Origin of the sequence: Mesorhizobium sp. M0019 (assembly GCF_040323975.1) — a bacterium.
Lineage (GTDB): Bacteria > Pseudomonadota > Alphaproteobacteria > Rhizobiales > Rhizobiaceae > Mesorhizobium.
Genome location: NZ_JAMYVK010000002.1, coordinates 59,362 through 83,818, shown reverse-complemented (window position 1 = coordinate 83,818; position 24,457 = coordinate 59,362). Strand labels below are relative to the sequence as shown.

Below are 24,457 nucleotides of genomic sequence, written 5' to 3'. Positions count from 1 at the left end.
TTCGCGGACCGAAAGCTGCACAAGGTCAATCGACGACAGTTTCACGCAATTGTTAGTCTCGGACAAATCAGCATCTGCGATGCCCTTTTTGCGAAGAATACGACCGAATCCGTACATGATTCGCTATGCTTGAGGGGCGCTTGCCATTGCGCACGGAGCTCTTCTGATGGCAAATCCTGCGGCGTGCTGACGGGTTCGGTGCCCGGCACAACGGGGATCCGGTGACCAGACTTTACCTGCTGAGGCATGCGAAGGCCGGCTGGGCGCTGCCTGGCGTGGCTGACTTCGACCGCCCGCTCGATCCATCCGGCTTCGCCGATGCCGAAGCGATGGGCGTGCTGATGCGTTCCCGCAAATACGCACCGGCCCGCACCCTTTGCTCAAGCGCCAAGCGCGCCCGCCAGACGCTGGAAAGCTTGGCTGGCCATACGGACACGGGCCGGGTGCTGTTCTGTGACACCTTCTACAGCGACGATGCCGCCGCGTACCTCACTGCCATCCGGCAGAATGGCGGGCTGGATGCCTTGCTCGTCATCGGCCACAATCCGATGATTGAGGATCTCGCCATGGCGCTCTCAGGCGACGGCAACGAGACCGCGCGGGCCATGCTGAACCACGGCTTCCCGACCTCCGCACTTGCGGTGGTCCGGTTCAACGGCAGACTTGCCGAGGCTGCGCCAGGCACCGGCTATCTCGAAGCCTTCCTGACGCCTGCCGATATCTGAGGCCATTTCAAAGCCGCGCATCAAAGCCTATATCGGATCCTGACCGGCCCGCGAGAACAGATTTGGCATCATCGCTGACGACTTTTACCGACGAGGCGAAGATTGCCTTGGATACGTTGTCAGGCCGCGCTGCCGGGCTTTTCGCTCCGTCGCTGCGTCTTGGCGTGACCGGGCTGTCCCGCGCCGGCAAGACGGTGTTCATCTCGGCCCTTGTGCACAATCTCGTCCATGGCGGACGCTTGCCGCTGTTTGAGGCACAAAAATCGGGGCGCATCGCCCGGGCTTTTCTCGAAGAGCAGCCGGACGACGCGGTACCACGCTTCCAGTACGAGGATCACATCGCGGCTCTTGTCGACGATCGCGTCTGGCCGGATTCGACGCGTGCGATTTCCGAACTGAGGCTCACCATCGAATACGAATCGGCCTCTGGCTGGAGCCGCATGTTTTCCGCCGGCAAATTGTCGGTCGACATCGTCGATTATCCCGGCGAATGGCTGCTCGACCTGCCGCTGCTCGGCAAGTCCTACGCCGATTTTTCGCGTGAGGCCTTCGAGATGGCCGTGTTGCCGGTGCGTGTCGACCTTTCGCGGGAATGGCGGGCGCTCTCCAATCCGGTCGACCCCAACGCCGAGGCCGACGAGATGACGGCGCGCCGCCTCGCTGAGAGCTTCGCGGCCTATCTCAAGGCCTGCAAACTCGACGAGCGGGCGCTTTCGACCTTGCCGCCCGGCCGCTTCCTGATGCCCGGCGATCTTGAAGGCTCGCCCGCTCTCACCTTCGCGCCGCTGCCGAATCTGGGCGGCCGGCGCGCCCGCTCGGGATCGCTGCAGGCTATGATGGAGCGGCGCTACGAGGCTTACAAGACGCATGTCATCAAACCGTTCTTTCGCGAACACATCACGCGTCTCGACCGCCAGATCGTGCTCATCGACGCATTGCAGGCATTGAATGCCGGCCCCGGTGCGATGGCCGATCTGGAGCGCGCGATCACCGAAATCCTGTCCTGTTTCCGGCCCGGCCGGGGCAACTTCCTGACCGACCTGTTTTCGAGGCGTATCGACCGCATATTGGTGGCCGCGACCAAGGCCGACCATCTGCACCACGAAAGCCACGACCGGCTGCAGGCGATCGTGCGGCGGCTAGCCGACCGAGCCGTGGCGCGGGCGAATTTCACCGGCGCCGACGTCGACGTCGTCGCTATGGCTGCCATGCGCGCGACCCGGGAAGGCACGGTCAAGCAGGGCCGCGAGACTTTGCCGGTCATTATCGGCACGCCATTGCGCGGCGAAAAAATCGATGGCGAAACCTTTGACGGAAAGACCGAAACAGCCATATTTCCCGGTGACTTGCCGGAGAAAGTTGATGCGGTGTTCGACGTTTCCGAATCGACCCGCCCGCAGAACAATGACGACCCCGCGATCCGCTTCGTGCGCTTTCGCCCGCCGAAACTCGAGCGCACCGCCGAGGGTGTGACGCTGTCGCTGCCGCATATCAGGCTCGACCGCGCGCTGCAGTTCCTGATCGGAGATCATCTCGCATGAGTGCGCCCCGCAGACCGGCGGCCTTTCGCATAGAGCCGGAGCCCCAGCAGAAGGAAGATTCGACGGCTCACCATGCTGCGTCCGAGGCCGCGCCGGCGCGAAAGCCGCGTACCGTGACGGCGGATCTTGCCGTGGTCACACCGGCGGAGATCGACGTCTTCGACGAGGCTGATATCGTCGCTGCCGAACCGCCGCCGGCGATTGCGCCGCGAAAACGTTCGCCGCTTGGCAGCCTGTTCTTCGGCGCGCTGGGCGTTCTGGTTTCGCTCGCCGTCGGCCTCTGGACCGACCAGCTGATTCGCGACCTGTTCGAGCGCGCCGAGTGGCTGGGCTGGCTGGCTGCCGCTATGGCCGCGATCACCATCCTGGCGCTTCTGATCATCCTCGTGCGCGAATTCATGGCGATTGCCCGCCTTGCCGAGGTCGAAAAGTTGCAGAAGCGGGCGCTCGATGCGATTGCCCGTGACGATCCGAAGGCCGCCCGCGCCGTGGTCGACGAGTTGTCGGTCTTTGTCTCGGCCAAGCCTGAAACCGCGGCCGGCAGGCGCTCGCTGGCCGAATTGCGCGGCGAGATCATTGACGGCGGCAATCTGGTGCGGCTGGCCGAGACCGAGATACTCGGCCCGCTCGATGCCCGCGCCAGGGTGATGATCCTCGAAGCGGCGAAGCGCGTCTCCCTGGTGACCGCGGTCAGCCCCCGCGCGCTGGTCGACGTCGCTTATGTCGTGTTCGAAGCCGGCCGGTTGATTCGCCGGCTGTCGGAGCTTTATGGCGGCCGCCCCGGCACGCTTGGCTTTTTTCGCCTGGCGCGCAGCGTTCTGGCCCATCTCGCGGTCACCGGGTCGATCGCCGTCGGCGACAGTTTCGTCCAGCAGATCGTCGGCCACGGCCTTGCCGCCCGGCTCTCGGCCAAGCTCGGCGAAGGCGTCGTCAACGGCATGATGACTGCGCGCATCGGCATTGCAGCGATGGAAACCGCAAGGCCCCTGCCCTTTTACGCGGTCAGGCGGCCCGGATTGGGCGATTTCCTCTCCGCGCTGACCTCCTTTGCAGCAAAGAAAGAAAAAGAAACATCCGCTTCCGGAACGTGACTATTGCCTTGGGGTGACAAAGCATTAACCAATCTTGTCCATGGTCGGAAGCGTCCAAACCAGTCTCTTTGTTGCCGGGTGTCGTCGATGAAAAGCGTTATTCTGTCCAGCGGGCTGCCCGTGGCGCTCGCGCTTGTCGCAACCGTCGGCATTGCCGGAAAGACCTCGGCGGCGGAACCGGACAAGCAGTTCTTTCGATCGGTCGAAGGCAAATGGGTCGGCCCCGGGGAAATCGTTGCCGGCAAATACAAGGGCACGAAATTCACCTGCAGCTTCATCGGCTCGACGCCTGACGGCAAGGTCGGCATGTCGCTCGACGGCGGCTGCCGGGTAGGCATGTTCACCCAGCAGATGTCGGCAACGATCGAACACAAGGGCCGGCAGGGCTACAAGGGCAGCTTTATGGGCGGGGCCGCCGGCTCCGGCCTCGACATTATCGGCGGCAATGTCGTCGATGCGCACAAGGTGGTTTTCACCATCAATCGCAATCAGTTGCGCGGCGTTATGCAGGCGCTTGTCCCCGACGACAATTCAATGACGGTGACCGTTGCCGTGCGCGTCGACCAGCAGCTGGTCCCGGTCATCGGCATGAAGCTGAAGCGGATCGATGCAGTCGAGGTCGGCTCCATAACGCCGAACTGACTTTCAGCGTGAGAAAAGGCGGCAACCAAACGGCGCCGCCCTCTTTTGATTTGCAAATAAGTGCTCAGCCCTTGATCGCGGCAATCACCTCGTCATAGGCCTTGCAGGCCTCAGCCGCTGTCGTGCCGCCCTGATATTTGGTTGTGACCGCCTGGACCTTGGCCCCGAGGTCGGCTGCCTTGGCCGGATCCTTGGTAATCGCAGCCTGAAGTGCCGCAGTCATGTCCTGGGCCTTCTTGGTCAGCATCTCGGTCGTGCACTCCGGCGCCTTCGAACAGGCAGAACCGGCAAGTGCCGCGATGCCAACGGCAAGCAGCAAGAACTTCCTCATGTCAGTCATCTCCTCAAAAAAGGTCGCGACTTGATCGTCGCTCGCCCTTCACTGGCCGAAGCCGGGCGTCCTTAGCGCCGGATTGCTGGAACAAGCAACGCCTGGGAGCCCATTATCCTGTTCAGTGCGCCTGCAATATCGCCTTCACAACGCGCCGGATTCGCACTGTTCGATCCGCCCCGTAGCCCCTATCTTGGCCGCTTGTTGCAAGAGAGCGGAACGGCAGGCATGGCGGCAGAGGCATCGAACGGCGATCTGATCCAGGTGGTGGCGCTGCTTGCCGCCGGCGTCGTTGCGGTGCCGATCTTCAGGCGTTTGGGACTTGGCTCCATCCTCGGCTATTTGGCGGCCGGCGTCGTGATCGGCCCATTCGGGCTGCGCATTTTTTCCGAATCGGAAGCCATTCTTCATGTCGCCGAACTCGGCGTCGTTATGTTCCTGTTCATCATCGGGCTGGAGATGCAGCCGTCACGGCTATGGGGCCTGCGTCGCGAGATTTTCGGGCTTGGCGCGCTGCAGGTCGGCGTCTGCGCGGTCCTGCTGACCGGCGTCGGCCTTGCGGGAGGTTTCCCGATCGCGCAATCCTTCGTCGCCGGCGCCGGTTTCGTACTCACCTCGACGGCAATCGTCATGCAATTGCTGGAAGAACGCGGCGAACTGGCCACGCCCAAGGGCCAGCGCATCGTCTCGGTCCTGCTTTTGGAAGACCTGGCCATCGTGCCATTGCTGGCGCTGATCGCCTTCCTCGCGCCGGGCGGCGCCGATATGAGCCTGTCGGATCGGTTGACGGAGGTCGGCATCGGCCTTGCCGCGATCGTCGGGCTGGTGCTTGCAGGACGCTATCTGCTCAATCCGTTCTTCCGTATCCTGGCGGATGCGCGCGCCCGTGAGGTGATGACCGCAGCCGCCCTTCTGGTCGTGCTCGGGTCGGCGCTCGCCATGCAGCTTTCCGGCCTGTCGATGGCCATGGGCGCCTTCCTGGCCGGCGTGCTTTTGTCGGAATCGACCTTCCGCCATCAGCTGGAGGCCGACATCGAACCGTTCCGCGGCATTCTGCTCGGGCTGTTCTTCCTCGCCGTCGGCATGTCGCTCGACCTGCATGTGGTCGTCGTCAACTGGCAGCTCATTGCCATCTATGTCGTCGCCTACATGATGATGAAGGCGATCGGCATCTATATCGTCGCCCGCATTCTCAAAACCGGCCACCGGGAAGCGCTCGAGCGCGCGGTCTTCATGGCGCAAGGCGGCGAATTCGCCTTCGTCCTCTATTCCGCAGCGGCGGCTGTCGGTATCATCGATAGCCAGGCCAATGCGATGCTGACCGCCATCGTCATCATTTCCATGGTGCTGACGCCCTTAGCGATCATAGCATTGCGGTATCTGACGCCACGCGACGAGCAGTCGCTTGAAGGCGTCGATGTCGCCGACGGCCTGACCGGCAGCGTGCTGATCATCGGCTTTGGCCGGTTCGGCCAGATCGCCAGCCAGCCGCTTTTGTTGCGCGGCATCGACGTCTCGATCATCGACAATGAGGTCGAGATGATCCAGGCAGCGGCCGATTTCGGCTTCAAGGTCTATTACGGCGACGGCACGCGGCTGGACATCCTGCGTGCCGCGGGAGCCGGGCGCGCACGCGCCGTGCTGATCTGCGTTGACAAGCCCGATGCCGCCGTGCGCATCGCCGAGCTCATCAAGGCGGAGTTTCCGTTGCTGACGGTGCTGGCGCGGGCTTTCGACCGCGGCACGGCGTTGCAGCTCATTCGTGCCGGCGTCGACTATCAGCTCCGCGAGACGTTCGAATCGGCGCTTGTCTTCGGCGGCTCGACACTGGAAGCTCTCGGCGTCGATCCGGAAGAGGTCGCCGAGGTAGTCGAGGACGTCCGCCGCCGCGATGCTGCCCGTTTCGAACTTCAACAGGCAGAAGGCATCCGCGCCGGGCGGCGCTTCCTCAAAGGCAATATCGGCACCCCCATCCCGACGCCGCTCAGCACGCCACGGCGCGTGGGCCAGGCGCTCAACGAGGAGACCGCCGGCGTGCTGCAGAAATCCGAACCGGCCGATTAAACGTTGGAAAGACGCGAATGATGAACGAACTGGACGAGCGCGCTGTCTCCATCACCAGATTCTGGCGCGACGCCGGGGAGGACGCGTGGTTCGAGAAGAACGACGCCTTTGATGCCGACTTCCGCACCCGGTTTCTCGATCTGCACTTTGCCGCCGCCCGCCGCGAATGCGACGGCTGGTCCGAACACGCCGAAGGGTCGCTGGCACTGATGATCCTGCTCGACCAGTTTCCGCGAAACTGCTTTCGCGCCACCGGCCACATGTACGCCACGGACCCGCTGGCGCGGCATTTCGCCGGGAAAGCGATCGCTGCCGGCCATGACCTGGCACTCGACGAAGAGCTCCGCGTTTTTCTCTATCTGCCCTATGAGCATTCGGAGGACCTCGCCGATCAGCTCAAATCGGCAGAGCTTACCGCCGCCAAAGCCCCGATCTATCTGAAATATGCGATCGAGCATCGCGACATCATCCAGCGCTTCGGCCGCTTTCCGCATCGAAACAGGATGCTTGGCCGCGAGACGACACCGGACGAACAAATGTTCCTCGACGGAGGTGGGTTCTCCGGCTGATTTCAGGCACCGATGGCGGCAGCGTCAGGTTTTCCACCAATCCCGGCCTGACGGCAGCCGTTCAATGCCCGATGTGTCGACGGCGGCCAGCCGTTCCGATACGCTCTTGCCGTCGACCACAAGCTCCGGCGCAATTTCTGCCAGCGGCGCCAGCACGAAGGCGCGCTCCAGCATGCGCGGATGCGGCACCTCCAGTCCGGTCTCGTGGATGATGCGGTCGCCGAACACCAGAATGTCGATATCGATCAGGCGTGGACCCCAGCGCTCCTCGCGCACCCGCTTCAGTTTTCGCTCGGCGTCGAGGCAAAGGTCGAGCAAAGCCCGTGGCGCGAGCGCGGTCGAGATTTCGGCCGCCGCGTTGAGGAAATCCGGCTGATCGAGCTTGCCCCAGGGCGGCGTGCGGTAGAGCGACGAAACGGCAACGACGCGCGTTCTCTCGTTGGCATCCAGAATGCCCAGTGCCGCAGCCATCGACTTCGCCGGATCACCGAGATTGCCGCCAAGGCTGAGATAGACGGTGTTGTTGTTGTTACTATTCTGGCCAGACAACGGTCACCTCGACATGATCGAGCACACCCGGCACCGGGGCGTTCGGCTTGCGCACGGTGATCTCGGCCTTTTTGATCTGCGGAAACCGCGCCGTCAGCGCCCTCGCCACTTCGAGCGCCAGCGCTTCGATCAGAAAGCGCCGTTCGCCGGTAATGATCTTCTCGATGACCGCAAAGGCGATGCCGTAATTGACGGTGTCCTCGATGGAATCCTCGACCAGCGCCCGCCCGGGATCCACCGTGAGTGCCGCATCGACATAAAAGCGCTGGCCGAGCGTCTCTTCTTCGTCCAGCACACCGTGCCGGGCAAAGAAGGCGCAGTTCTTCATGCGGATGACATACATGGCTCAGCTTTCCCCGATCTCACGTGCCAGCATAGCATCGGCGATGGCCAGCGCATCCACGTTGATTGCGACATCGTGGACGCGAAAGAGATGCGCGCCTTTGAGCCTCAGGATAACGCTGGTGGCCGCGGTCCCGGCGCCTCTTGCGGCTGCGTCGCGGCCGGTGACGGTGCCGATAAAGCGCTTTCGCGATGTGCCGGCCATCAGTGGAAAACCCAGCGCATGAAGTTCGGAAAACCGTGCCATCAGGTCAAGATTTTCCGCTGCCGTCTCCTTGGCGAAGCCGAAGCCCGGATCGAGCACGATATGATCGTCGGCAACACCGCTCCGCCGCGCGATTTCCAGCGACTTCCTGAGGAAGAAGAGCTGATCGGCAATCACGTCGGGCAGTTTCTGCCGGTCCCGTCCCGTGTGCATGACGACAAGGCCAGCGCCGGTTTCGGCCGCGACGCGGGCAATGGCCGGTTCGCGCTGCAGGCCCCAGACGTCATTGACGATATGCGCGCCGGCTTGGACGGCAAGCCGGGCCGTATCCTCGCGATAGGTATCGACCGAGATCAGCGTTCCGCCAGACGTCGCGAGCGCCTCGATGACCGGCAATATGCGAGCCTGCTCTTCCTTTGCGGAGACCGCAGACGCCCCGGGACGTGTCGATTCTCCGCCGACATCGATGACGGAGGCCCCCTCCTCGACCATGCGGCGCGCCTGGGCCACTGCTTTTTCCGGCGCATCGAACAGGCCGCCGTCGGAAAAACTGTCCGGCGTGATGTTGAGGATGCCGACGACCACGGCCTTGCCGCCAAGGTCGAGATGGCGTCCGTGCGCCAACTGCCATCGCCCTGTCATCATTGCCCATCAACCATGTTCGATCCCGCGGCGTGGCGGGGGATCAATTCCGTTGCGCCGAGGACGGCGGTAAAGCAAGGTGGGCAAAGAGGCAACACGATGAAACGATTCCTCCTTTGCGCCCTGATGCTCGCTCTGACCGCATTCCCGGCCGGCGCTGCAACTCTCGTCAAGACATATAGTTATTTCCCGATCGGCGGCAGGACGCTCGACGACATCGAGACCCAGCTGTCGAAACTCGGGCCTCAGGTGAAAAGCACCGGGTCGCGGCATCCAGGCGCTACCCAGATGGCGTTCACCACCCGCGTCAGCTATGCGCAAAAGCCGGGCTCGTGCTGGATTGCCGACGCTGTCGTCACCGTCAAGGTCAAGGTCATCCTTCCTGAGTGGCGCCGCCCGCGCAAAGCCGATGCCGGCGTCAGGCTGTTCTGGGATACGTTGTCCGCCGACATCAAGCGCCATGAGGAACGCCACGTCGAGATTGCCAAGAACCACGGCCGCGAACTAGAAGACGCCTTGAAGGCGAGCTACCCGGAAAAGACCTGCGAACTGGCAAAGGCCAAGGCCGCAAAAATCACTGCGGCCATGCTTGCCAAACACGACCAGGACCAGATGCGCTTCGATCGTGTCGAAAGCGCCAATTTCCAAAGCCGCATCCTGCGGCTTTTGCACTATCGCATCGAGCGCATTGAGAACGGCCGACTCGCTCCCGGCTGAACTCCGCGTCATCGGACAAAGCCAATTTTGCCGAAACATAGTGCCAGCTTCGGAAAACTTTCGAGCCGCTGTCGAAATCGGCCTATAGCGAACGACATATGCCAGGTTCGCAGGGATCAGCCTCCGGCAAACGCCAATCGGCGTACTAGATGCTTCCCAGCCCGTCGCGGACGTGCACGCAGGCATAATGGATGAACGGATATGGACCAGGCTGTCGACAAGCAAACGATGGTGGAAACCAGCGCGCCGCTGACCGAAACCGAGAAAAACGCCATCATCGGCGGCGTGCTTTTGTCGATGCTGCTGGCGGCGCTCGACCAGACCATCGTCGCGCCGGCGATGCCGACGATGGCACGTCTGCTCGGGCATGCCGAATATCTGCCATGGATCGTGACCGGCTATCTTCTGACCGCGACCGCCGTGGCGCCGCTCTACGGCAAGATCTCCGATATTTATGGTCGCCGGCCGACCGTCTATGCTGCAATCCTGATCTTTCTCGCCGGCTCGCTGGTCGGCGCCACGGCCCCTAACATGCTGGTCCTGGTTGTCGGCCGGGCGATCCAGGGCGCCGGCGGCGGCGGCCTGTTCGCCCTGACGCAGACCGTGATCGGCGACCTCGTGCCGCCGCGCGAGCGGGCTCGCTACGCCGCCTGGATCTCGGGCACATGGGCCGTCGCCAGCATCGCCGGGCCGCTGCTCGGCGGCACCTTCGCCGAACATCTGCATTGGTCGCTGATCTTCTGGATCAACGTTCCGCTCGGCCTGCTGGCCATGGCGATCATCAACAACCCGCTCAAGAAGCTGCCGATCGCCGCAAAACATCACCGCATCGACGGCCTCGGCGCGCTGCTTCTGGTCGCGGCCACCTCGCTGCTGCTGCTTGCCTTGAACTGGGGCGGCAGCGAGTATCCGTGGCTGTCGCCTGAAATCCTTGGACTGCTCGCCTGCTCGGCGGTGTTCTGGAGCGCGTTCGCGCTGCGGCTCATGCGCGCGGCCGAACCGCTGATCTCGCTCGAAGTGCTCGGCAATCCGATCGTTCTCGCCGGCACATTGTCGATGTTCCTGCTGCAGGCCGCCAATGTCGGCTTGTCGGTCTATCTGCCGGTCTACCTGCAATCGGTCGTCGGCCTGTCGGTCAGTCAATCGGGCACCGCGTTGCTTGGGCTGATGCTCGGCACGGTGGCCGGTGCGACATTCAGCGCGCGAATGATCCCGCGCTTTTTCCACTATAAGCGCATTGCCATGATCGGAACTGTTTTCTCGATCCTGTGCCTCGGCGTGCTCAGCCTGGTCGCCGGGCATGCCTCACTTTTGCTCGTCGAGGTGTTGACGACCTGCGTAGGCCTGGGTACAGGCACGACCTTTCCGGTTGCCACCGTCTCGGTCCAGAACGCCGTCGACCGCATGCACCTTGGCGTAGCGACCGGCGTTCTCACCTTCCTGCGCTCGCTGGGCAGCGCGCTTGGCGTCGCTACGCTCGGTGCCGTCGCCCTTGGTTACGGGCTGCCGCTGGCCAGCGAAGGCACGCAGACGGCCGGCCATGTCGCCTCGGCCATGCCGTTCGTGATGATCTTTCTTGCCGCGGCCGCGATCTTGCTGTTGTCGCTCATCACGCTCTGGCTGATGCCGGAGAAAATGCTTCGCGGCCATGCCGAGCCTGTGGCTCCAGCCCTGGCCGAATAGACCTGTCCGGCGAAATCTGGCGAGCTTCAGTCGACCACGCCGAGCTTCTTCTGCAGGCTGGTCGACGAGGTCGTATACTGGAATACGATGCGCTCGCCGGGGCTGACGATGCGCTTGGCTGCCTGCGCCATTAGAGCGACCTCATGGAAGCCCGACAGGATCAGCTTCAGCTTGCCGGGATACCAGTTAATGTCGCCTACGGCGAAGATGCCGGGCACCGACGTCTGGAATTTTTCGGTGTCGACCGGGATCAGGTTCTCGTGGAGGTTGAGGCCCCATTCGGCGATTGGGCCGAGCTTCATCGTCAGGCCGAAGAACGGCAGCATCCGCGTGCACGGCACTTCGACATCGCCCTCCGGCCCCTTGATGGTGGCCGAGACTAGCTGGCCGTCGCTGCCGGTCAGGCCCGTCACCTGTCCAACCTGGAATTCCAGCTGCTTCATCTCCTGCATGGCGTACATCTTGTTGACGCTGTCGGGCGCTGCGCGGAATTCGGGCCGCCGGTGCACCAGCGTCACGCTCTTGGCGACCGGCTGCAGGTTCAGCGTCCAGTCGAGCGCCGAATCGCCGCCGCCGACGATGACGAGGTCGTGGCCGCGAAAGTCCTCCATCCGGCGTACCGAGTAGAACACGCTCTTGCCTTCATAGGGTTCGATGCCCGGAATCGGCGGCCGCTTCGGCTGGAACGAACCGCCGCCGGCGGCGATCACCACAATTTTGGCTTCGAACACCTCGTTTTCGTCGGTAATGACGCGGAAGCTGCCGTCGTCCAGCCTTTCCAGGCTCGAAACCATGCGGCTATAGGTGAATTCGGGCTTGAACGGCGCGATCTGCTCAAGCAGCTTGTCGACCAGGCCTTGCGCCGAGATCGAGGGCCAAGCCGGAATGTCGTAGATCGGTTTTTCCGGGTAGAGTTCGGCGCATTGCCCGCCGGGCCGGTCGAGTATGTCGATCAGATGGCACTTCATGTCGAAGAGGCCGAGCTCGAATACGGCAAACAGGCCGATAGGCCCTGCCCCGACAATGAGTACGTCCGTCTTGGTGATAGCGGTCATGAAGCATGCGCCTTTATGGGAAAACGGCGCGACACTGCATGACCATTGGTCCGCTGCCAAGCAGCAGCCGCAAAAATCGGCTTCAGCCCTGGCGGGCCGGCACGCGCACGACCAGCCCGTCGAGGGCGTCGCGCACCTTGATCTGGCATGACAGCCGCGAGTTCGGCTGGACCTCGTAGGCGAAATCCAGCATGTCCTCTTCCATGGCTTCCGGCTCGCCGACCTCCGCCGTCCAGGCTTCGTCGACATAAACATGGCAGGTCGCGCAGGCGCAGGCGCCGCCGCATTCCGCTTCTATTCCCGGCACCGCATTGCGGATCGCATTTTCCATGACGGTCGAGCCGTTTTCGGCATCCACGTCAAAATGCGTGCCGTCATGGGCGATGAAGGTCAGCTTGGTCATTTGTCACCTGAAGGGAGTCTGAGCCGACATAATCACTCTGCCGGACAAGTCAACTGCGGCGCCAAAGCGCCGCTGTGTGGCGTTTTGGGAATAAACGCTATCGGCTGATGGCGGCGACGAAGTCGCGCACTTCTTCGATCAGCGAGCCAAGCCGCTTCAGCGTGCTGGCGTCTTCGGGCCGGCATTCGATCGCGCTGGCGCAATCGGCAATGGCGAAGGCGCCGACCCCACGCGCCGAGCCTTTGAGCCCGTGTGCCAATAGCAGCCGCTGCCTGACATCCGCATCGACGATCTTGTCGCGCACCGACAGCGCCTGCTGCACGAACAGAGCCAGCACCTCCTGCTCGAGGCTCCGATCGCCCATCGTCTGGCGCGCAAGATGCGCCAGGTCGATCGGCCGCGCCCCGGCTGTCCCCGACACGTCGCCGCCGGGCATCGAGAAGGCAATGCCGTTTTCGCCACGTATCACTTTGAGACTCCGTTCTTCGACCGCCGCAAAAACTAGGCGTATCCGGTGGACAACGGGTTAATGATTGGCCCGGAAAAATGTCGCGATAACGGCGCCGGAATCACGGCTGTGTTAACCTTATATTTAAAGTTTTACGTATCGGGCGGAATGCATGTTTTCTTTACCCGGCTGTGTCATTACGATACGACAGGTCCATTTTCAGCCTCCTGCGCGGGACACGCTAGGCACAATCAATAAGCAGAACCATAAGTCCCGCGGCAGCTTGTACAGGGTAGCGAAGGCATGGCGAAGAAACCAACGACGACAAGAACGCTCGACAGCGACGTAGCCAGGGAACTTGAAAAGGCACTTGATATCGATCTGAGCGGCGATGCCGGCGGCGACTTCGACATGGCTGCATCCATGGAAGATCTCGAAGCGCAAATATCGCAAGCCGCCGACGAGCTGGCGCGCGAAGGTCGCAGCCAGAACCAAGCCCCTGCCCCGGACCAGACCCAGAACGCGGCACCTGCCGCCAATCAAAGCCAGATCGCAAATCCCGCGCCAAAGGCCAAGCCGGCTGAGTTGCGTCCTGTCGCAACGCGCAATGGCTCGCAGCCGGCAGCTTTCTCGCCGGCCAACGACGATCGTCAAAAAGACTATAAGACGCTCCTGCACACCCTCAATCGGCGCGCCTCGAACACGATCTACTGGGTCGTGGCTTTCGTTTCGCTGGCCTGGATCGCCGGCGCTGGCGGCCTTGCGAACCTGTTGTTCGGACCTGGCATCTGGAACATCCGCACCTTCGATCAGTTTTTCGCCCGTCCGGAGCTGATCGGCCTGGCGATCGCGGCAATCGTGCCCGTCATCCTGTTCTGGGCATTCGCAGTGATGATTCGCCGCGCTCAGGAGATGCGCCTTGCCGCGCAGTCGATGACCGAGGTGGCCTTCCGTCTGGCCGAGCCGGAAAATCTTGCCCAGGATCGCGTCATGATGATCGGCCAAGCGGTTCGCCGCGAGGTGGCAGCCATGGGCGAAGGCATCGAACGCACGCTTGCGCGTGCCGTCGAGCTCGAAACGCTGGTCCACAGCGAGGTGAACCAGATCGAGCGCTCCTATTCAGAGAACGAGTCCCGCATCCGCTCGCTGGTCGACGGGCTGGGCAGCGAGCGCGAAGCGGTCGTCACCCATGCCGAGCGCGTGCGCGCCTCGATCACCGGCGCCCACGAGACACTGAAAGACGAGATCAACGCCGCCAGCGATATCATTCGCGACAGCATTCTCAACGCCTCGACCAAGCTGTCGATGACGATCAACGAATCCGGCGACACGCTGATCGACAGGATCAACGGAAGCTCGTTGTCGATCTTCGATTCGGTGGAAGGCCGGCTCGAATCGATCACCGATCGGCTGTCGACGTCGGGCGAGGCCTTCGCCAGCCTGCTCGACACCCGGATCGCCAAGCTGACGGACACCACCGATGGCCTGACGCGGTCACTGACCGACCTGCTCGACGACCGCACGAGCGGCATGGTGTCGCTGCTCGGCGGTGCCGCCCGCACACTCAATTCGGAATTCGAAGCCAGCCTCAACGGCATCGAGCGGACGCTTGCTGAACGTGGCCAGGCGCTGATCAGCGAGTTCCAGACGCGGGCCGAGGCGCTCGACACCGGCACGCAGAAGCTCAACGCCGCGCTGGAGGCTCGCGCACGCCAGATCAACGAGACGCTGGTCGAGCGCGCGCGCGAAATCGCCCACACCTTCCAGGATAGCAAGGAGACGCTGTCGGCGATGATCGATCAGGGCAAGACCCAGATCGGCGCCGACATGGCCGACATCATTTCATCGACCTCGACCATGCTTGAAGCCCGCGCCGGCGATTTCGCCGGGCGCATGGAAGCGGCGCGCCATGTCGTATCGCGTTCGTTCGATACGGACATCCAGCGGCTTGCCGATGCTCGCGCCGGCATCGAGGAAGCCGTCGAGAACCACAGCCGCAAGCTTTCCGAAAGCCGCGACCGGATGGCGGCGGCAATGCAGGCCGATCTGGCGAAGTTCGCCGAAGGTCGCGCCGAAGTCGACGCAGCGGTGGCTAACCAGGTGCAGAAGCTAGCCGAAGGCCGCGGCCTGATCTCGCGCGCCCTTGAAGAGGATCTGCGCAAGGTCAACGAATCGCGCGCAGCGATCGACGCTTCGCTGGGCAGCCATCTCGAAAGCCTTGAAGAGGGTCGCAACAGGCTTGCCCAGGCCTTGAACGAAGACTCCGGAAAACTCGTGCAAGCTCGTACGATAATTGATGAAATGGTTGCCGGGCACGTCGGCAAGCTCGCCGAAGGCCGCAGCATTCTTTCGCGCGCGCTCGAGGCCGACCTCGGCAAGCTGGCAGAGAGTCGCGCCAGCATCGACGGCCTCGTCGCCGGTCAGGTCGAAAAGATCGCCGAGGGTCGCGCCATACTCGCCAGCGCGCTGGAAGCCGACATCGCCGGCATCAATGGCCTCATCGAGGCGCATTCGGCGAAATTGGCGCAAGACCGCAGCGGCCTTTCCCAGTCACTCGATAACGACCTGTCCGACATCAGGAGCCTGATCGCCGATCATTCTGGCAGGCTCGCCGATGACCGCAGCCTGCTTTCGAAGACGCTTGAAGACGATCTTGCCAAGCTGGCCGAAAGCCGGTCGAGCATCGATGGGCTGGTTGCCGGCCAGGTCGAGAAGCTGGCCGAAGGCCGCGACATCCTCAAGCGCGCGCTGGAATCGGACCTGAACGCGATCAAGGGCGTCATCGCCGGCCAGTCCGAAAAGCTGGCGGAAGACCGTGGCCAGCTGTCGCGGGCACTGGAGAGCGACCTGCAGGCCGTGCGGGGCGTTGTCTCCGATCACATGAACAAGCTCGCCGAAGACCGCTCGACCCTGTCGAAGGCGCTCGAAGAGGATCTCGGCAAGTTGGCCGAAAGCCGCTCGAGCATCGATGTGATGGTTGCCGGCCAGGTCGAAAAGCTGGCGGAGGGCCGCGATATCCTCAAGCGCGCGCTCGAAGCCGATCTGAGCACCGTCAAGGGCGTTATCGCCAGTCAATCCGAGAAGCTGGCGGAGGATCGCGGTCAGCTGTCGCGGGCACTGGAGACCGATCTCGAGACCGTGCGGGGCGTCGTCTCCGAACATATGAACAAGCTCGCCGAGGACCGTTCGGCCCTGTCGAAGGCGCTCGAGGACGATCTTGCCAGGCTGGCAGAGAGCCGGTCGAGCATCGACGGGCTGGTCGCAGGCCAGGTCGAGAAGCTGGCCGAGGGTCGCGACATCCTCAAGCGCGCGCTGGAAGACGATCTTGCCAAGCTGGCCGAAAGCCGCTCGAGCATCGACGGACTGGTTTCCGGCCAGGTCGAGAAGCTGGCCGAAGGCCGCGACATCCTCAAGCGCGCCTTGGAGGCCGATCTCAGCACGATCAGGGGCGCCATCGCCGATCAGTCGCAGCTATTGACCGATAATCGCGCGCAGTTTTCGCGTGCGCTGGAAGCCGATCTCGGCAACGTCAACAGCCTTGTCGCAACCCACGCAGAGAAGCTCGTCCAGGACCGCTCGACCCTGTCGAAGGCGCTCGAGGACGATCTCGCCAAGCTGGCCGAAAGCCGCTCGAGCATCGATGGGCTGGTTGCCGGCCAGGTTGAGAAACTGGCGGAAGGCCGCGACATCCTCAGGCGCGCGTTGGAAGCCGATCTGGAGAGGCTTGCAATGAGCCGCAGCGAAGTCGACGAGATCGTCGCCGGTCATGTCGGCAAGCTGAGCGAGGGCCGCGACATGCTGACCCGCGCATTGCAGGACGATCTCTCCAGGCTCGCCGAAACGCGCAAGGATGTCGACCGTTCGCTGTCCGGCCATATCGACCAGATCGCCGCCAGGAGCACCGACATCTCCGATGCGATCGCTGCGGACGTAGAAAAGATCGAGCAGGCGTTCAGCCGGCAGACAGGCATCATTGAAGAGCGCGCCAGCACAATGGAGCGGGCGCTGTCGACGGGTGTCGACAACGTGCGCAGTGTGCTCGAAAGAAGCGCGGTCTTCGTCGCCGGCGCGCTGCGCGAGAAGGTCATGGAAGTTACCAGCGCGCTGCATGAGCAGGCGGGCGCGGCATTCAGCGATGCCGACCGCAAGATCGCCGAGCGCGCCGAGCAGACCTCGGCCGCCCTGCTCGCCAGGGCGGAGGACATCGCCCGCACCTTTGAAGAGGCGGATCGTCGCCTCGCCGCCCGCGCCGAGGATACGTCGAGCGCACTGATTGCCCGCGTCGACGACACGTCGAACAGCTTGCTCGCGCGTGCCCAGGAAACGGCCGATCAGCTGGCAGCCAGAGCAAGTGAGATTGCCGGCACCTTCGACGCGGCGGACCACAGGCTGGTCTCTCGCGCCATCGAAACGGCCCAGTCGCTGGCTGCGCGTGCCGGCGACATCCTGCGCAATTTCGAAACAGCCGACGAGCGGCTGGGCGTGCGCATCGGCGAATCCGCCGAAGCTCTCGCGGCACGCGCGTCGGATCTCGGTCGCATTTTCGATGCCGCCGACCAGCAACTTATTTCGCGCATTGCCGAAGGCTCCGAAGCACTTTCGGCCCGTGCGTCCGAGATCGGCCGCATCTTCGAGGAGGCCGATCATCGCCTGGTGGCCCGTATCGCCGACAGCAGCACCGCAATCGGCGAACATGCCGACACCATTGTCGGTGCCTTCACCAGCACCGAGCAGCGGGTTGCCGAACGCGCCAGGCAGACTGGCCAGGAACTCGCCGTCCATGCCCGTGAAATCGAGCAGCTGCTTGCCGGTGCCGACGAACGCCTGGCATCGAGTGCTGCCGCCACTGCGGCCCGCGTCGAGGAGCAGGTCGCCACCGTCGAGAACCGCCTCGCCTACTCCGCCGAGACAATGGGCCAAAAGCTCAACGAACAAGTCTCGGGTGCCGAGGCGCAACTGGTCTCGCGCGCCAACTCGATCGCCGAAACCTTCACCGCGGTCGGCCAGCATATCGGCCAGAGCACCAATGACGCTGCAAAGACCATCGGTGCCAATACTCGCGAGCTCAATACGATGCTTGCGGCACGTTCGGCCGAAATATCGAAAATCCTGGACGAGACGGCACGGCCTCTGGTCGAGCGCTTCGCCCAGGGCGGCTCCGAGCTGCAAAAGAGCATGGAAGAGGTCACCGAACGTGCGACCGAGAAGCTGCGCACTCAAAACGCCGCCCTCGTCGACGCCCTCGCCAGCCGTACGGCCGAAACCCTGTCGGCCGTCGAAGGCGCGCGCTCGACGCTTGCCGACAGCGTTGCCGACCTCATCGGCCGCATGACCACCTCCAGCTCGCAGCTCGGTCAGTTGATCGAGCAGGCGGCGACCAATCTCGGCCAGGTCGACGAACGCCTGACCGGCAGCACGCAAAGCTTCGCAGCGACTACCGAAAAGACCGCGCAGACCTTCGCCAGCTCGGCGCGCCTGGTCGATTCGAACACGACGCGGCTCACCGAGCTGTCGTCCTCGACCTTGCGCGAGGTTGCCTCTATCGCCACCAAGTTCGACGAGCACAGCCGGTTGCTTTCCAGTGCCTCGGACCTGTTGAGCTCGGCCCAGAGCAATCTCGAGCACACGCTCGAAAGGCAATCGTCGCTGGAGGACCTTGCCGTCGGCCTTGTCAAGAAGTCGGAAGATCTCGAAAGGGTCATGCGCTCGTTCGAGAATCTGGTCGGCCAGACGCTGCAGAACGCCGAAGGCAAGACGCTGGAATCCGCCGACAAGATCCGTACCGCGATTTCCGAAGTGGTCGATTCGGCCACCAAGCGCTTTGCCGATGCGACCGAGGAGATGCGGCGTACCGCCGGCTCGATCAAGAGCGAGCTCGACCTCACCCGGGCCGAGCTCAAGAAAGGCGTCATCGAGATGCCGGAAGAGGCAAAGGAATCAACCACGGCTATCCGCCGTGCCGTTTCCGAGCAGATCAACGCGCTGAAGGAACTTTCTGAAATCGTTGCCAAATCTGGCCGCAGCTCCGACAGTTCGGAACAGCGCAACCTGCGTCCGACGCCGCAAGCGCCTGCCGCACGCCCCGCCGAACCGCCACGTCGCCCGGCTCCGGCTCCCGAACAGCGCCGTGCACCGCAGGCGCCTTCGGGCGAGACGGCGCTGCGCGGCACGCTCGACCTCGAACGTCCCGCAGACCAAGCGCCGCGCCAGCGCGACCCCAACGGCCGTACGCCGCAGGGCGGTTGGGTGCGTGACCTCCTGACCGGTGCATCGCGCGAAGACGACGCCAAGCCGGCAGCGCCTGCCGAAGCGCCGCGCCCGGCTCCCGCTGCGCGTTCGCCGCTTCATGTCGTGGAATCGCTGAACTCGCTCTCCGTCGATATCGCCCGCGCCATCGATCACGATGCCTCGATCGAGCTGTGGAACCGCTACCGGCGCGGCGAGCGCGACGTCTTCACGCGCCGTCTTTACACGCTGAAGGGCCAGCAGACGTTCGACGAGATCCGCCGCAAATATCAGTCGGAGGCGGAGTTCCGAGCTGCTGTCGATCGTTACTGCGACGATTTCGAAAAGCTGCTCAAGGACGTGTCGCGCAACGACCGCGACAACATCATGGCGCAGACCTACCTGACGTCTGACACCGGCAAGGTCTATACCATGCTGGCCCACGCCAGCGGCCGCCTGCACTAAGCGGGCGACAGGAAAACTGAAAGGGCGTTCTGCCCTTTCAGTTTAGACCCGATGCTGAAAAGATAGTCCCACTGCGCAAATCATCTGATTTGGTCGGATGTTTGCGCGCAGGAGTTGAGGGCGGGATGTCGTGGCAATGCAGACAGTTCGCGGTGATCTGCTTCAGCTTGCGCTCGACGGAACATTCGATGTCATTGTGCATGGATGCAACTGTCAGTGCCAAATCGGCAAAGGAATCGCCCTTTCCATAAAGCAGCGCTTTCCGGAAGCATATGCTGCGGATTGCGCGACATTGAAGGGCGACCCGGCCAAACTGGGAAGCCTATCCGTTGCCGAAATCAAGCGAGACAGCCGCATTTTCCACGTCGTCAACGGCTACACTCAGTTCCATTGGCAAGGCAAAGGCGTGAAGGCTGACTACCAGGCAATCCGAAAAGTCATTCAGGCGGTCAAAGGCAGATTCACGGGCAAAAGAATCGGCTACCCGAAAATTGGTGCGGGGCTGGCTGGAGGTGATTGGGAAATCATAGGCTCAATCATCGATGACGAGCTTGCGGGCGAAGATCACACGCTCGTCGAATATGCTCCGTAAGTTGCTTCGGTCTTTGGCCGCTTCATAGCAGCTAGCCCGGTTTAGATCACGGTGTCGGTCCAGCGGACGATTTGCCCGGCCGCATCGCCGAACGCGGCATCGAGCGCGCCGACATAGGCCTGGTTGCCATTGCCCGAAACGGGCGCGGTGGCGCTAAACGTCTTCGACGCCCGTACTTCGCCGTTGCGGTCGTTCAACAAGCGCACGAACAGCTCGATTTCGGCATGTTCGCCGCCGTCGACCCGAACTTCGAACGAACGGATTTCGACGATCACCTGATAGTCGATCGCCAGCCCCTCGCCCGGCTTGCCGACGCCGGTGAAGCTGCCCGAGCGCTGGAAGGTCTCAGCCAGCCGCGCCTGTACGATCATCGGCAGCCGGTCGGCCCATTGCGCGCCCTTGAGATACTGGATCGATCGCGGCGACGGCTTGATGACGATGTTCTGGCTATCCAGCGCCTTGAGCGCCGATGGCTGGGCGATGAGGATCTGGCGGCGGCTGTGGGCACGCGCTTCCAGCGACGGCGCCGAAAGCTCAAACGTATCCAGCGGCGCCGGCTTGCCGCCCAGCGCCGCGCAGCCGGCGAGCGAAAGCGCCAGCAGTGCCGCTCCGGCCTTGAACCCACTCGATCTGACGCTGCCTGAACTGATCGACTTCAAACGCGATCCCCCCCGGATCGTGGAAACAACGCGCATCCGCAAGCTATGTTCTTGCGGTGGGCGCAGGCCGAAGTCAACGGCGCACCCTGCCGTCGAACTGCCGGACCTCACCCTCGCCGCCGGACAAGATCCTTTGTGGATTGCGGCTGAGGTCGGTCACCGCCTCTTCGATGCGGTTGATCGAACGACGGCTGTCCTGGACCAGCGATTCGACGTTTTGCAGCCCCTGTCCCGAGAACCGCGCCAGATTGTCGGTGATGGTGCCGAGGCGGGCGTTCAGCGTGTCGGCGACCTGCTTGAACGATTTCAGCGTCGCCCTGGCATCGGCCATGACGCCATCGGCCTGACCGGAGCCGAGCAGTTTGTCGACCTTGGCAAGGATACCGTCGACTCGCACCGAGGCATCGTTGAGGCGTCCTGCGAGCTGGTGCGCGTCTTTGATGGTTTCGTCGATGTCGTCGGCTCGGTTGGCGAACTTGTTGGTCACCTTGGCGATGTCGGCGGCAGCCTCGTTGGCGTTTTCGCTGGCCTTTTGGATATTGGCCAGCGCGGTGCGAACCTCAGCCGGATCGATGCCGTCGAGAACGCCGTCGACCTTGGCCAGCGTGCCTTGCGTCTTCTGGGCGAAGTCGTTGATCGAGCCGACCGCGGTGTCGACGTTCTTGATGACCGTGTCGAACTGCTTGCTGGTTTCCTTGAGGTTGGAAGTGACCGTGTCGACATTGGCGACGATGCTCTTGATCTGGTCCTTGTCGACGGCGTTGAGTAGCCCTTCCGCCGCCTTCAGGGTGCCGTCGAGCTTGCCCGAAACACCCTTCAGTTCGTCCGCCAGCGAGCTGACGCTGGCCAGGAACTTGTCGACGCCGTCCGCATTCCTGGCCAGTGCATCGGAGAAGGTCTGGACATTGTTGACGGTCTGCGTCAGCGGCCCGCGAACATCCTTGGTGAAGCCTTCGAGCTCCGAAAGAACCTTGTCGGCGCGGGTGAAGATGTTCTGCGCCGTCTGCAGCAGGTTGGTGACCGCCGACGGGTTGGCAACGATCTCAGCCACACGGCCTTCCTTTTCCGCCTCGTCGAGAAGTTTTGGCTCTTTGGGGTCGGCGCCCTTGAGTTCGATGTTGGCCTGGCCGGTGAGGCCGGCAAGCCCGATATCGGCCTGCGTCGACTTGGTGATAGGCGTATTCCGGTCTATTTCGGTGTCGGCGATAGCAGCGGTCGGATTGTCGACGTCGATATAGACACGGCGCACGTCGCCGACTTTGACGCCATTGAACAGCACGAAGCTGCCACGGCCGAGCCCCGAAGCGGAGCCTGGAATGCGCACGCGCAGCACCGTCGTCTCACCCTTTTCGCCGATTGCCGCCGTCCAATAGACGAAAGCGAAAGCCGCGAGGATCGCGGCCAGCGTGAAAATGCCGACAATGACGTAGTTGGCCCTGGTTTCCATTGCTCACTTATGGCTATGCGCGCGCCGCAAGATCAAGTTGCCGGGCGCGTTTTCCGCGGAAATAGGATTTTACCCAGGGTTCCTCGCTCCTGAGCATGTCGTCGATCGTGCCCTCGACCAGCACTTTCTTGTTGCCAAGCACCGCCACGCGGTCGCACGCGGTAAACAGCGTGTCGAGATCGTGCGTGACCATATACACGGTCAAATCCATCGTATCGCGCAGTTTGACGACCAATTCGTCGAACTCAGCCGCGCTGATCGGATCGAGCCCGGAAGTCGGTTCGTCGAGGAAGACGATATCCGGATCGAGCGCCAGAGCGCGCGCCAGCGCAGCACGCTTGATCATGCCGCCGGAGAGCTCGGAGGGGAATTTCTGCGCCGCATCCGGCGGCAATCCGACCAACTCGACCTTGAGCATGGCAAGTTCGTCCATCAGCTTCTTCGGTAAATCGAGATATTCACGCATCGGCACCTGGACGTTTTCGAGGACCGTCAGCGCCGAAAAAAGGGCGCCATGCTGGAACAGCACGCCAAGCCGCATGTCGATGCGAAGGCGCTCCCTTTCGGTTGCCTTCTCGACGTCGACGCCGAACAGTTTGATTGTTCCCGATTGCTTGCGCGTCAAGCCAAGGATGGTGCGCAAGAGAACAGATTTGCCGGCACCGGAGGCACCGACGAAGCCGAGAATCTCCCCGCGCCAGATATCGAGCGACAGTTTGTCGAGAACGACCTGATCGGCGAACGACACCGTGATGTCGTGCGCCGACAGCACGATCTCGTCTTCTTTGGCTTTCGCCGCCACCTTGGTCGTGTTTGTGCCCGGCAGCGCCATCTCAGAACTCGATCGCTGCATAGAACATGGCGAAAAGCCCGTCGAGGATAATGACCACGAAGATCGACTTCACCACTGAGGCGGTCACATGCTGGCCAAGCGATTCGGCGCTGCCGCCAACCTTCATGCCCTCGACCGAGGCGATTATGCCGATGATCATGGCCATGAACGGCGCCTTGATCAGGCCGGCAAAGATGGTGCTGAGGTCGATTGCGACACGCAGCCGGTCGATGAACGCTGCCGGTGCAATATCGGAGTAGAGCCATGCAGCCAAAATGCCGCCGCCCAGCGCGGCAAAGTTGGCGACGATCGTCAGGCAAGGCAGCGCGATGACCAGCGCGACCAGCCGCGGAAACACCAGCACGCCGATTGGATTAAGACCGATCACCTTCAGCGCATCGACCTCCTCGCGCATCTTCATCGAGCCGATCTCGGCGGTGATCGCACTGCCGGAGCGGCCGGCGATCATGATCGCCGTCATCAGCACGCCGAGCTCGCGCAGGATCAGCACCCCGACCAGGTCGACGACGAAGATGTCGGCGCCGAAATAGCTGAGCTGATAAGCGCCTTGCTGGGCGACGATCGCACCGACGATGGCCGACATCAGCACGACTACCGGTATGGCGCCGACGCCCATACGATCGATCTGGTTGAAGATCGCCGCCATGTTGACGCCATGGCCACGGCCAAGCTTCATCTGAGAGCCGCGTATCGTGGCGCCGAGGATATTCATTGCGGCCAGGAAATCGTCGCGCATCTCATAAACGCGCCGGCCAACCGCCTCGAGCCCGCGAATGATGAAGTTGGGCGGCTTTGCCGGACCTGATTCGGGCTCGCGTCGGACCGCATCACCGACGGCGCCGAGCAGGATCGAGGCAATCTCGCTTTGCCCCTGCATCGTGATCTCGACGCCCTTCTTTTCGAAGCTGCTGACCAGGCGGTCGATCAGCCACGCCCCGGCAGTGTCCATCTTCTCGATTTGTGAAAGGTCGAGCGCCAGCGTCTTGAAGCCGCCGCGCTTCTCGATCTTGCGCATCTCGGCATCGACCAGCGCCACGGTGCGCGTCGTCCAGGTTCCCGAGAAAGCGCAGCCGAGAACGCCGCCCTCCTCGCCGATCGCGATGCGCGGCTGGTGGTCGGGCTCCTTGGCAGGGCCGCTTGCGTCGCGTTTGCGGATGGTCAACATGGCGTCCTGTTTAGCCTGACGGGGCCGACCTGTCGATTTGCCGA

Annotated in this window: 21 protein-coding genes; 10 read left to right on the top strand and 11 right to left on the bottom strand. The window is 62.9% G+C overall.

Going from position 1 to position 24,457, the window contains the following annotated elements; all coding sequences use genetic code 11:
* The first annotated feature begins 221 nt into the window (after positions 1-221).
* The 4 genes from NKK47_RS02500 to NKK47_RS02485 all read left to right on the top strand — a co-directional run bounded on the left by NKK47_RS02500 (position 222) and on the right by NKK47_RS02485 (position 3,999).
* Positions 222-725, top strand: a complete 504-nt coding sequence (locus tag NKK47_RS02500; protein WP_352574988.1) for a SixA phosphatase family protein — start codon at positions 222-224, stop codon at positions 723-725.
* Between the two features lie 62 nt (positions 726-787).
* Positions 788-2,266 carry a YcjX family GTP-binding protein gene (locus tag NKK47_RS02495; RefSeq protein WP_352574986.1) on the top strand — a complete coding sequence of 493 codons (1,479 nt, stop codon included), beginning with the start codon at positions 788-790 and terminating at the stop codon, positions 2,264-2,266.
* Positions 2,263-3,357 carry a YcjF family protein gene (locus NKK47_RS02490; RefSeq protein ID WP_352574984.1) on the top strand — a complete coding sequence of 365 codons (1,095 nt, stop codon included), beginning with the start codon at positions 2,263-2,265 and terminating at the stop codon, positions 3,355-3,357. Before NKK47_RS02495 ends, NKK47_RS02490 begins: the two co-directional genes overlap by 4 nt.
* Before the next feature lie 87 nt (positions 3,358-3,444).
* On the top strand, positions 3,445-3,999 hold the full coding sequence (locus NKK47_RS02485) for a hypothetical protein (protein WP_023674843.1): 555 nt from the start codon (positions 3,445-3,447) through the stop codon (positions 3,997-3,999).
* 64 nt (positions 4,000-4,063) lie between these two features.
* Here the strand turns inward: NKK47_RS02485 and NKK47_RS02480 are convergent, their stop codons facing one another.
* The gene (locus NKK47_RS02480) at positions 4,064-4,330 is read right to left on the bottom strand and encodes a hypothetical protein (RefSeq protein ID WP_352455686.1); all 267 of its coding nucleotides are present in this window, start codon (positions 4,328-4,330) and stop codon (positions 4,064-4,066) included.
* Between the two features lie 228 nt (positions 4,331-4,558).
* On the opposite strand from NKK47_RS02480, the gene NKK47_RS02475 reads away from it, so the two are divergent.
* Positions 4,559-6,394: a monovalent cation:proton antiporter-2 (CPA2) family protein gene (locus NKK47_RS02475; protein ID WP_352574982.1), complete on the top strand. Its 1,836-nt coding sequence runs from the start codon at positions 4,559-4,561 to the stop codon at positions 6,392-6,394.
* A gap of 17 nt (positions 6,395-6,411) precedes the next feature.
* Complete coding sequence (locus tag NKK47_RS02470) at positions 6,412-6,963, top strand: DUF924 family protein (protein WP_502894566.1); 552 nt, start codon at positions 6,412-6,414, stop codon at positions 6,961-6,963.
* 24 nt (positions 6,964-6,987) lie between these two features.
* Here NKK47_RS02470 and folK read toward each other — a convergent pair whose 3' ends face one another.
* Genes folK through folP form a run of 3 tightly spaced genes read right to left on the bottom strand, consistent with a single transcriptional unit; the run spans position 6,988 to position 8,704 of the window.
* Positions 6,988-7,512 (bottom strand): 2-amino-4-hydroxy-6-hydroxymethyldihydropteridine diphosphokinase, encoded by a 525-nt coding sequence (folK, locus tag NKK47_RS02465; RefSeq protein WP_352455684.1) that lies wholly within the window; start codon positions 7,510-7,512, stop codon positions 6,988-6,990.
* On the bottom strand, positions 7,496-7,855 hold the full coding sequence (folB, locus tag NKK47_RS02460) for a dihydroneopterin aldolase (RefSeq protein ID WP_023674838.1): 360 nt from the start codon (positions 7,853-7,855) through the stop codon (positions 7,496-7,498). Before folB ends, folK begins: the two co-directional genes overlap by 17 nt.
* A 3-nt stretch (positions 7,856-7,858) precedes the next feature.
* A complete protein-coding gene (gene folP / locus NKK47_RS02455; protein WP_352574980.1) occupies positions 7,859-8,704 on the bottom strand; it encodes a dihydropteroate synthase in 846 nt (281 codons plus the stop codon).
* 96 nt (positions 8,705-8,800) lie between these two features.
* Here folP and NKK47_RS02450 point away from each other — a divergent pair, with 96 nt between their 5' ends.
* Together NKK47_RS02450 and NKK47_RS02445 are read left to right on the top strand one after the other, a co-directional pair.
* Positions 8,801-9,418: a DUF922 domain-containing Zn-dependent protease gene (locus NKK47_RS02450; protein ID WP_352574978.1), complete on the top strand. Its 618-nt coding sequence runs from the start codon at positions 8,801-8,803 to the stop codon at positions 9,416-9,418.
* 201 nt (positions 9,419-9,619) lie between these two features.
* Positions 9,620-11,101, top strand: coding sequence for an MDR family MFS transporter (locus NKK47_RS02445; RefSeq protein WP_352574976.1), 1,482 nt, complete (start codon positions 9,620-9,622; stop codon positions 11,099-11,101).
* A gap of 26 nt (positions 11,102-11,127) precedes the next feature.
* Here the strand turns inward: NKK47_RS02445 and NKK47_RS02440 are convergent, their stop codons facing one another.
* The 3 genes from NKK47_RS02440 to NKK47_RS02430 form a co-directional block, all read right to left on the bottom strand.
* Positions 11,128-12,156, bottom strand: a complete 1,029-nt coding sequence (locus NKK47_RS02440) for an NAD(P)/FAD-dependent oxidoreductase (protein WP_023674834.1) — start codon at positions 12,154-12,156, stop codon at positions 11,128-11,130.
* Between the two features lie 82 nt (positions 12,157-12,238).
* Positions 12,239-12,559, bottom strand: a complete 321-nt coding sequence (locus NKK47_RS02435; RefSeq protein ID WP_023674833.1) for a 2Fe-2S iron-sulfur cluster-binding protein — start codon at positions 12,557-12,559, stop codon at positions 12,239-12,241.
* A gap of 97 nt (positions 12,560-12,656) precedes the next feature.
* Positions 12,657-13,025: an Hpt domain-containing protein gene (locus tag NKK47_RS02430; RefSeq protein ID WP_292660938.1), complete on the bottom strand. Its 369-nt coding sequence runs from the start codon at positions 13,023-13,025 to the stop codon at positions 12,657-12,659.
* Positions 13,026-13,310: 285 nt separating this feature from the next.
* On the opposite strand from NKK47_RS02430, the gene NKK47_RS02425 reads away from it, so the two are divergent.
* Together NKK47_RS02425 and NKK47_RS02420 are read left to right on the top strand one after the other, a co-directional pair.
* Complete coding sequence (locus tag NKK47_RS02425; protein WP_352574974.1) at positions 13,311-19,697, top strand: apolipoprotein A-IV repeat region-like domain-containing protein; 6,387 nt, start codon at positions 13,311-13,313, stop codon at positions 19,695-19,697.
* Positions 19,698-19,833: 136 nt separating this feature from the next.
* Positions 19,834-20,289, top strand: coding sequence for a macro domain-containing protein (locus NKK47_RS02420; protein WP_352574972.1), 456 nt, complete (start codon positions 19,834-19,836; stop codon positions 20,287-20,289).
* Positions 20,290-20,330: 41 nt separating this feature from the next.
* Here NKK47_RS02420 and NKK47_RS02415 read toward each other — a convergent pair whose 3' ends face one another.
* Genes NKK47_RS02415 through NKK47_RS02400 form a run of 4 tightly spaced genes read right to left on the bottom strand, consistent with a single transcriptional unit; the run spans position 20,331 to position 24,413 of the window.
* Entirely contained in the window at positions 20,331-20,984 is a 654-nt protein-coding gene (locus tag NKK47_RS02415; RefSeq protein ID WP_352574970.1) for an ABC-type transport auxiliary lipoprotein family protein, read from the bottom strand.
* A gap of 37 nt (positions 20,985-21,021) precedes the next feature.
* A complete protein-coding gene (locus NKK47_RS02410) occupies positions 21,022-22,395 on the bottom strand; it encodes an MlaD family protein (protein ID WP_352540616.1) in 1,374 nt (457 codons plus the stop codon).
* 13 nt (positions 22,396-22,408) lie between these two features.
* Positions 22,409-23,227, bottom strand: a complete 819-nt coding sequence (locus NKK47_RS02405; RefSeq protein ID WP_352574968.1) for an ABC transporter ATP-binding protein — start codon at positions 23,225-23,227, stop codon at positions 22,409-22,411.
* A 1-nt stretch (position 23,228) separates the two neighbouring features.
* Positions 23,229-24,413, bottom strand: coding sequence for an ABC transporter permease (locus NKK47_RS02400; protein WP_352574966.1), 1,185 nt, complete (start codon positions 24,411-24,413; stop codon positions 23,229-23,231).
* Positions 24,414-24,457 lie beyond the last annotated feature (44 nt).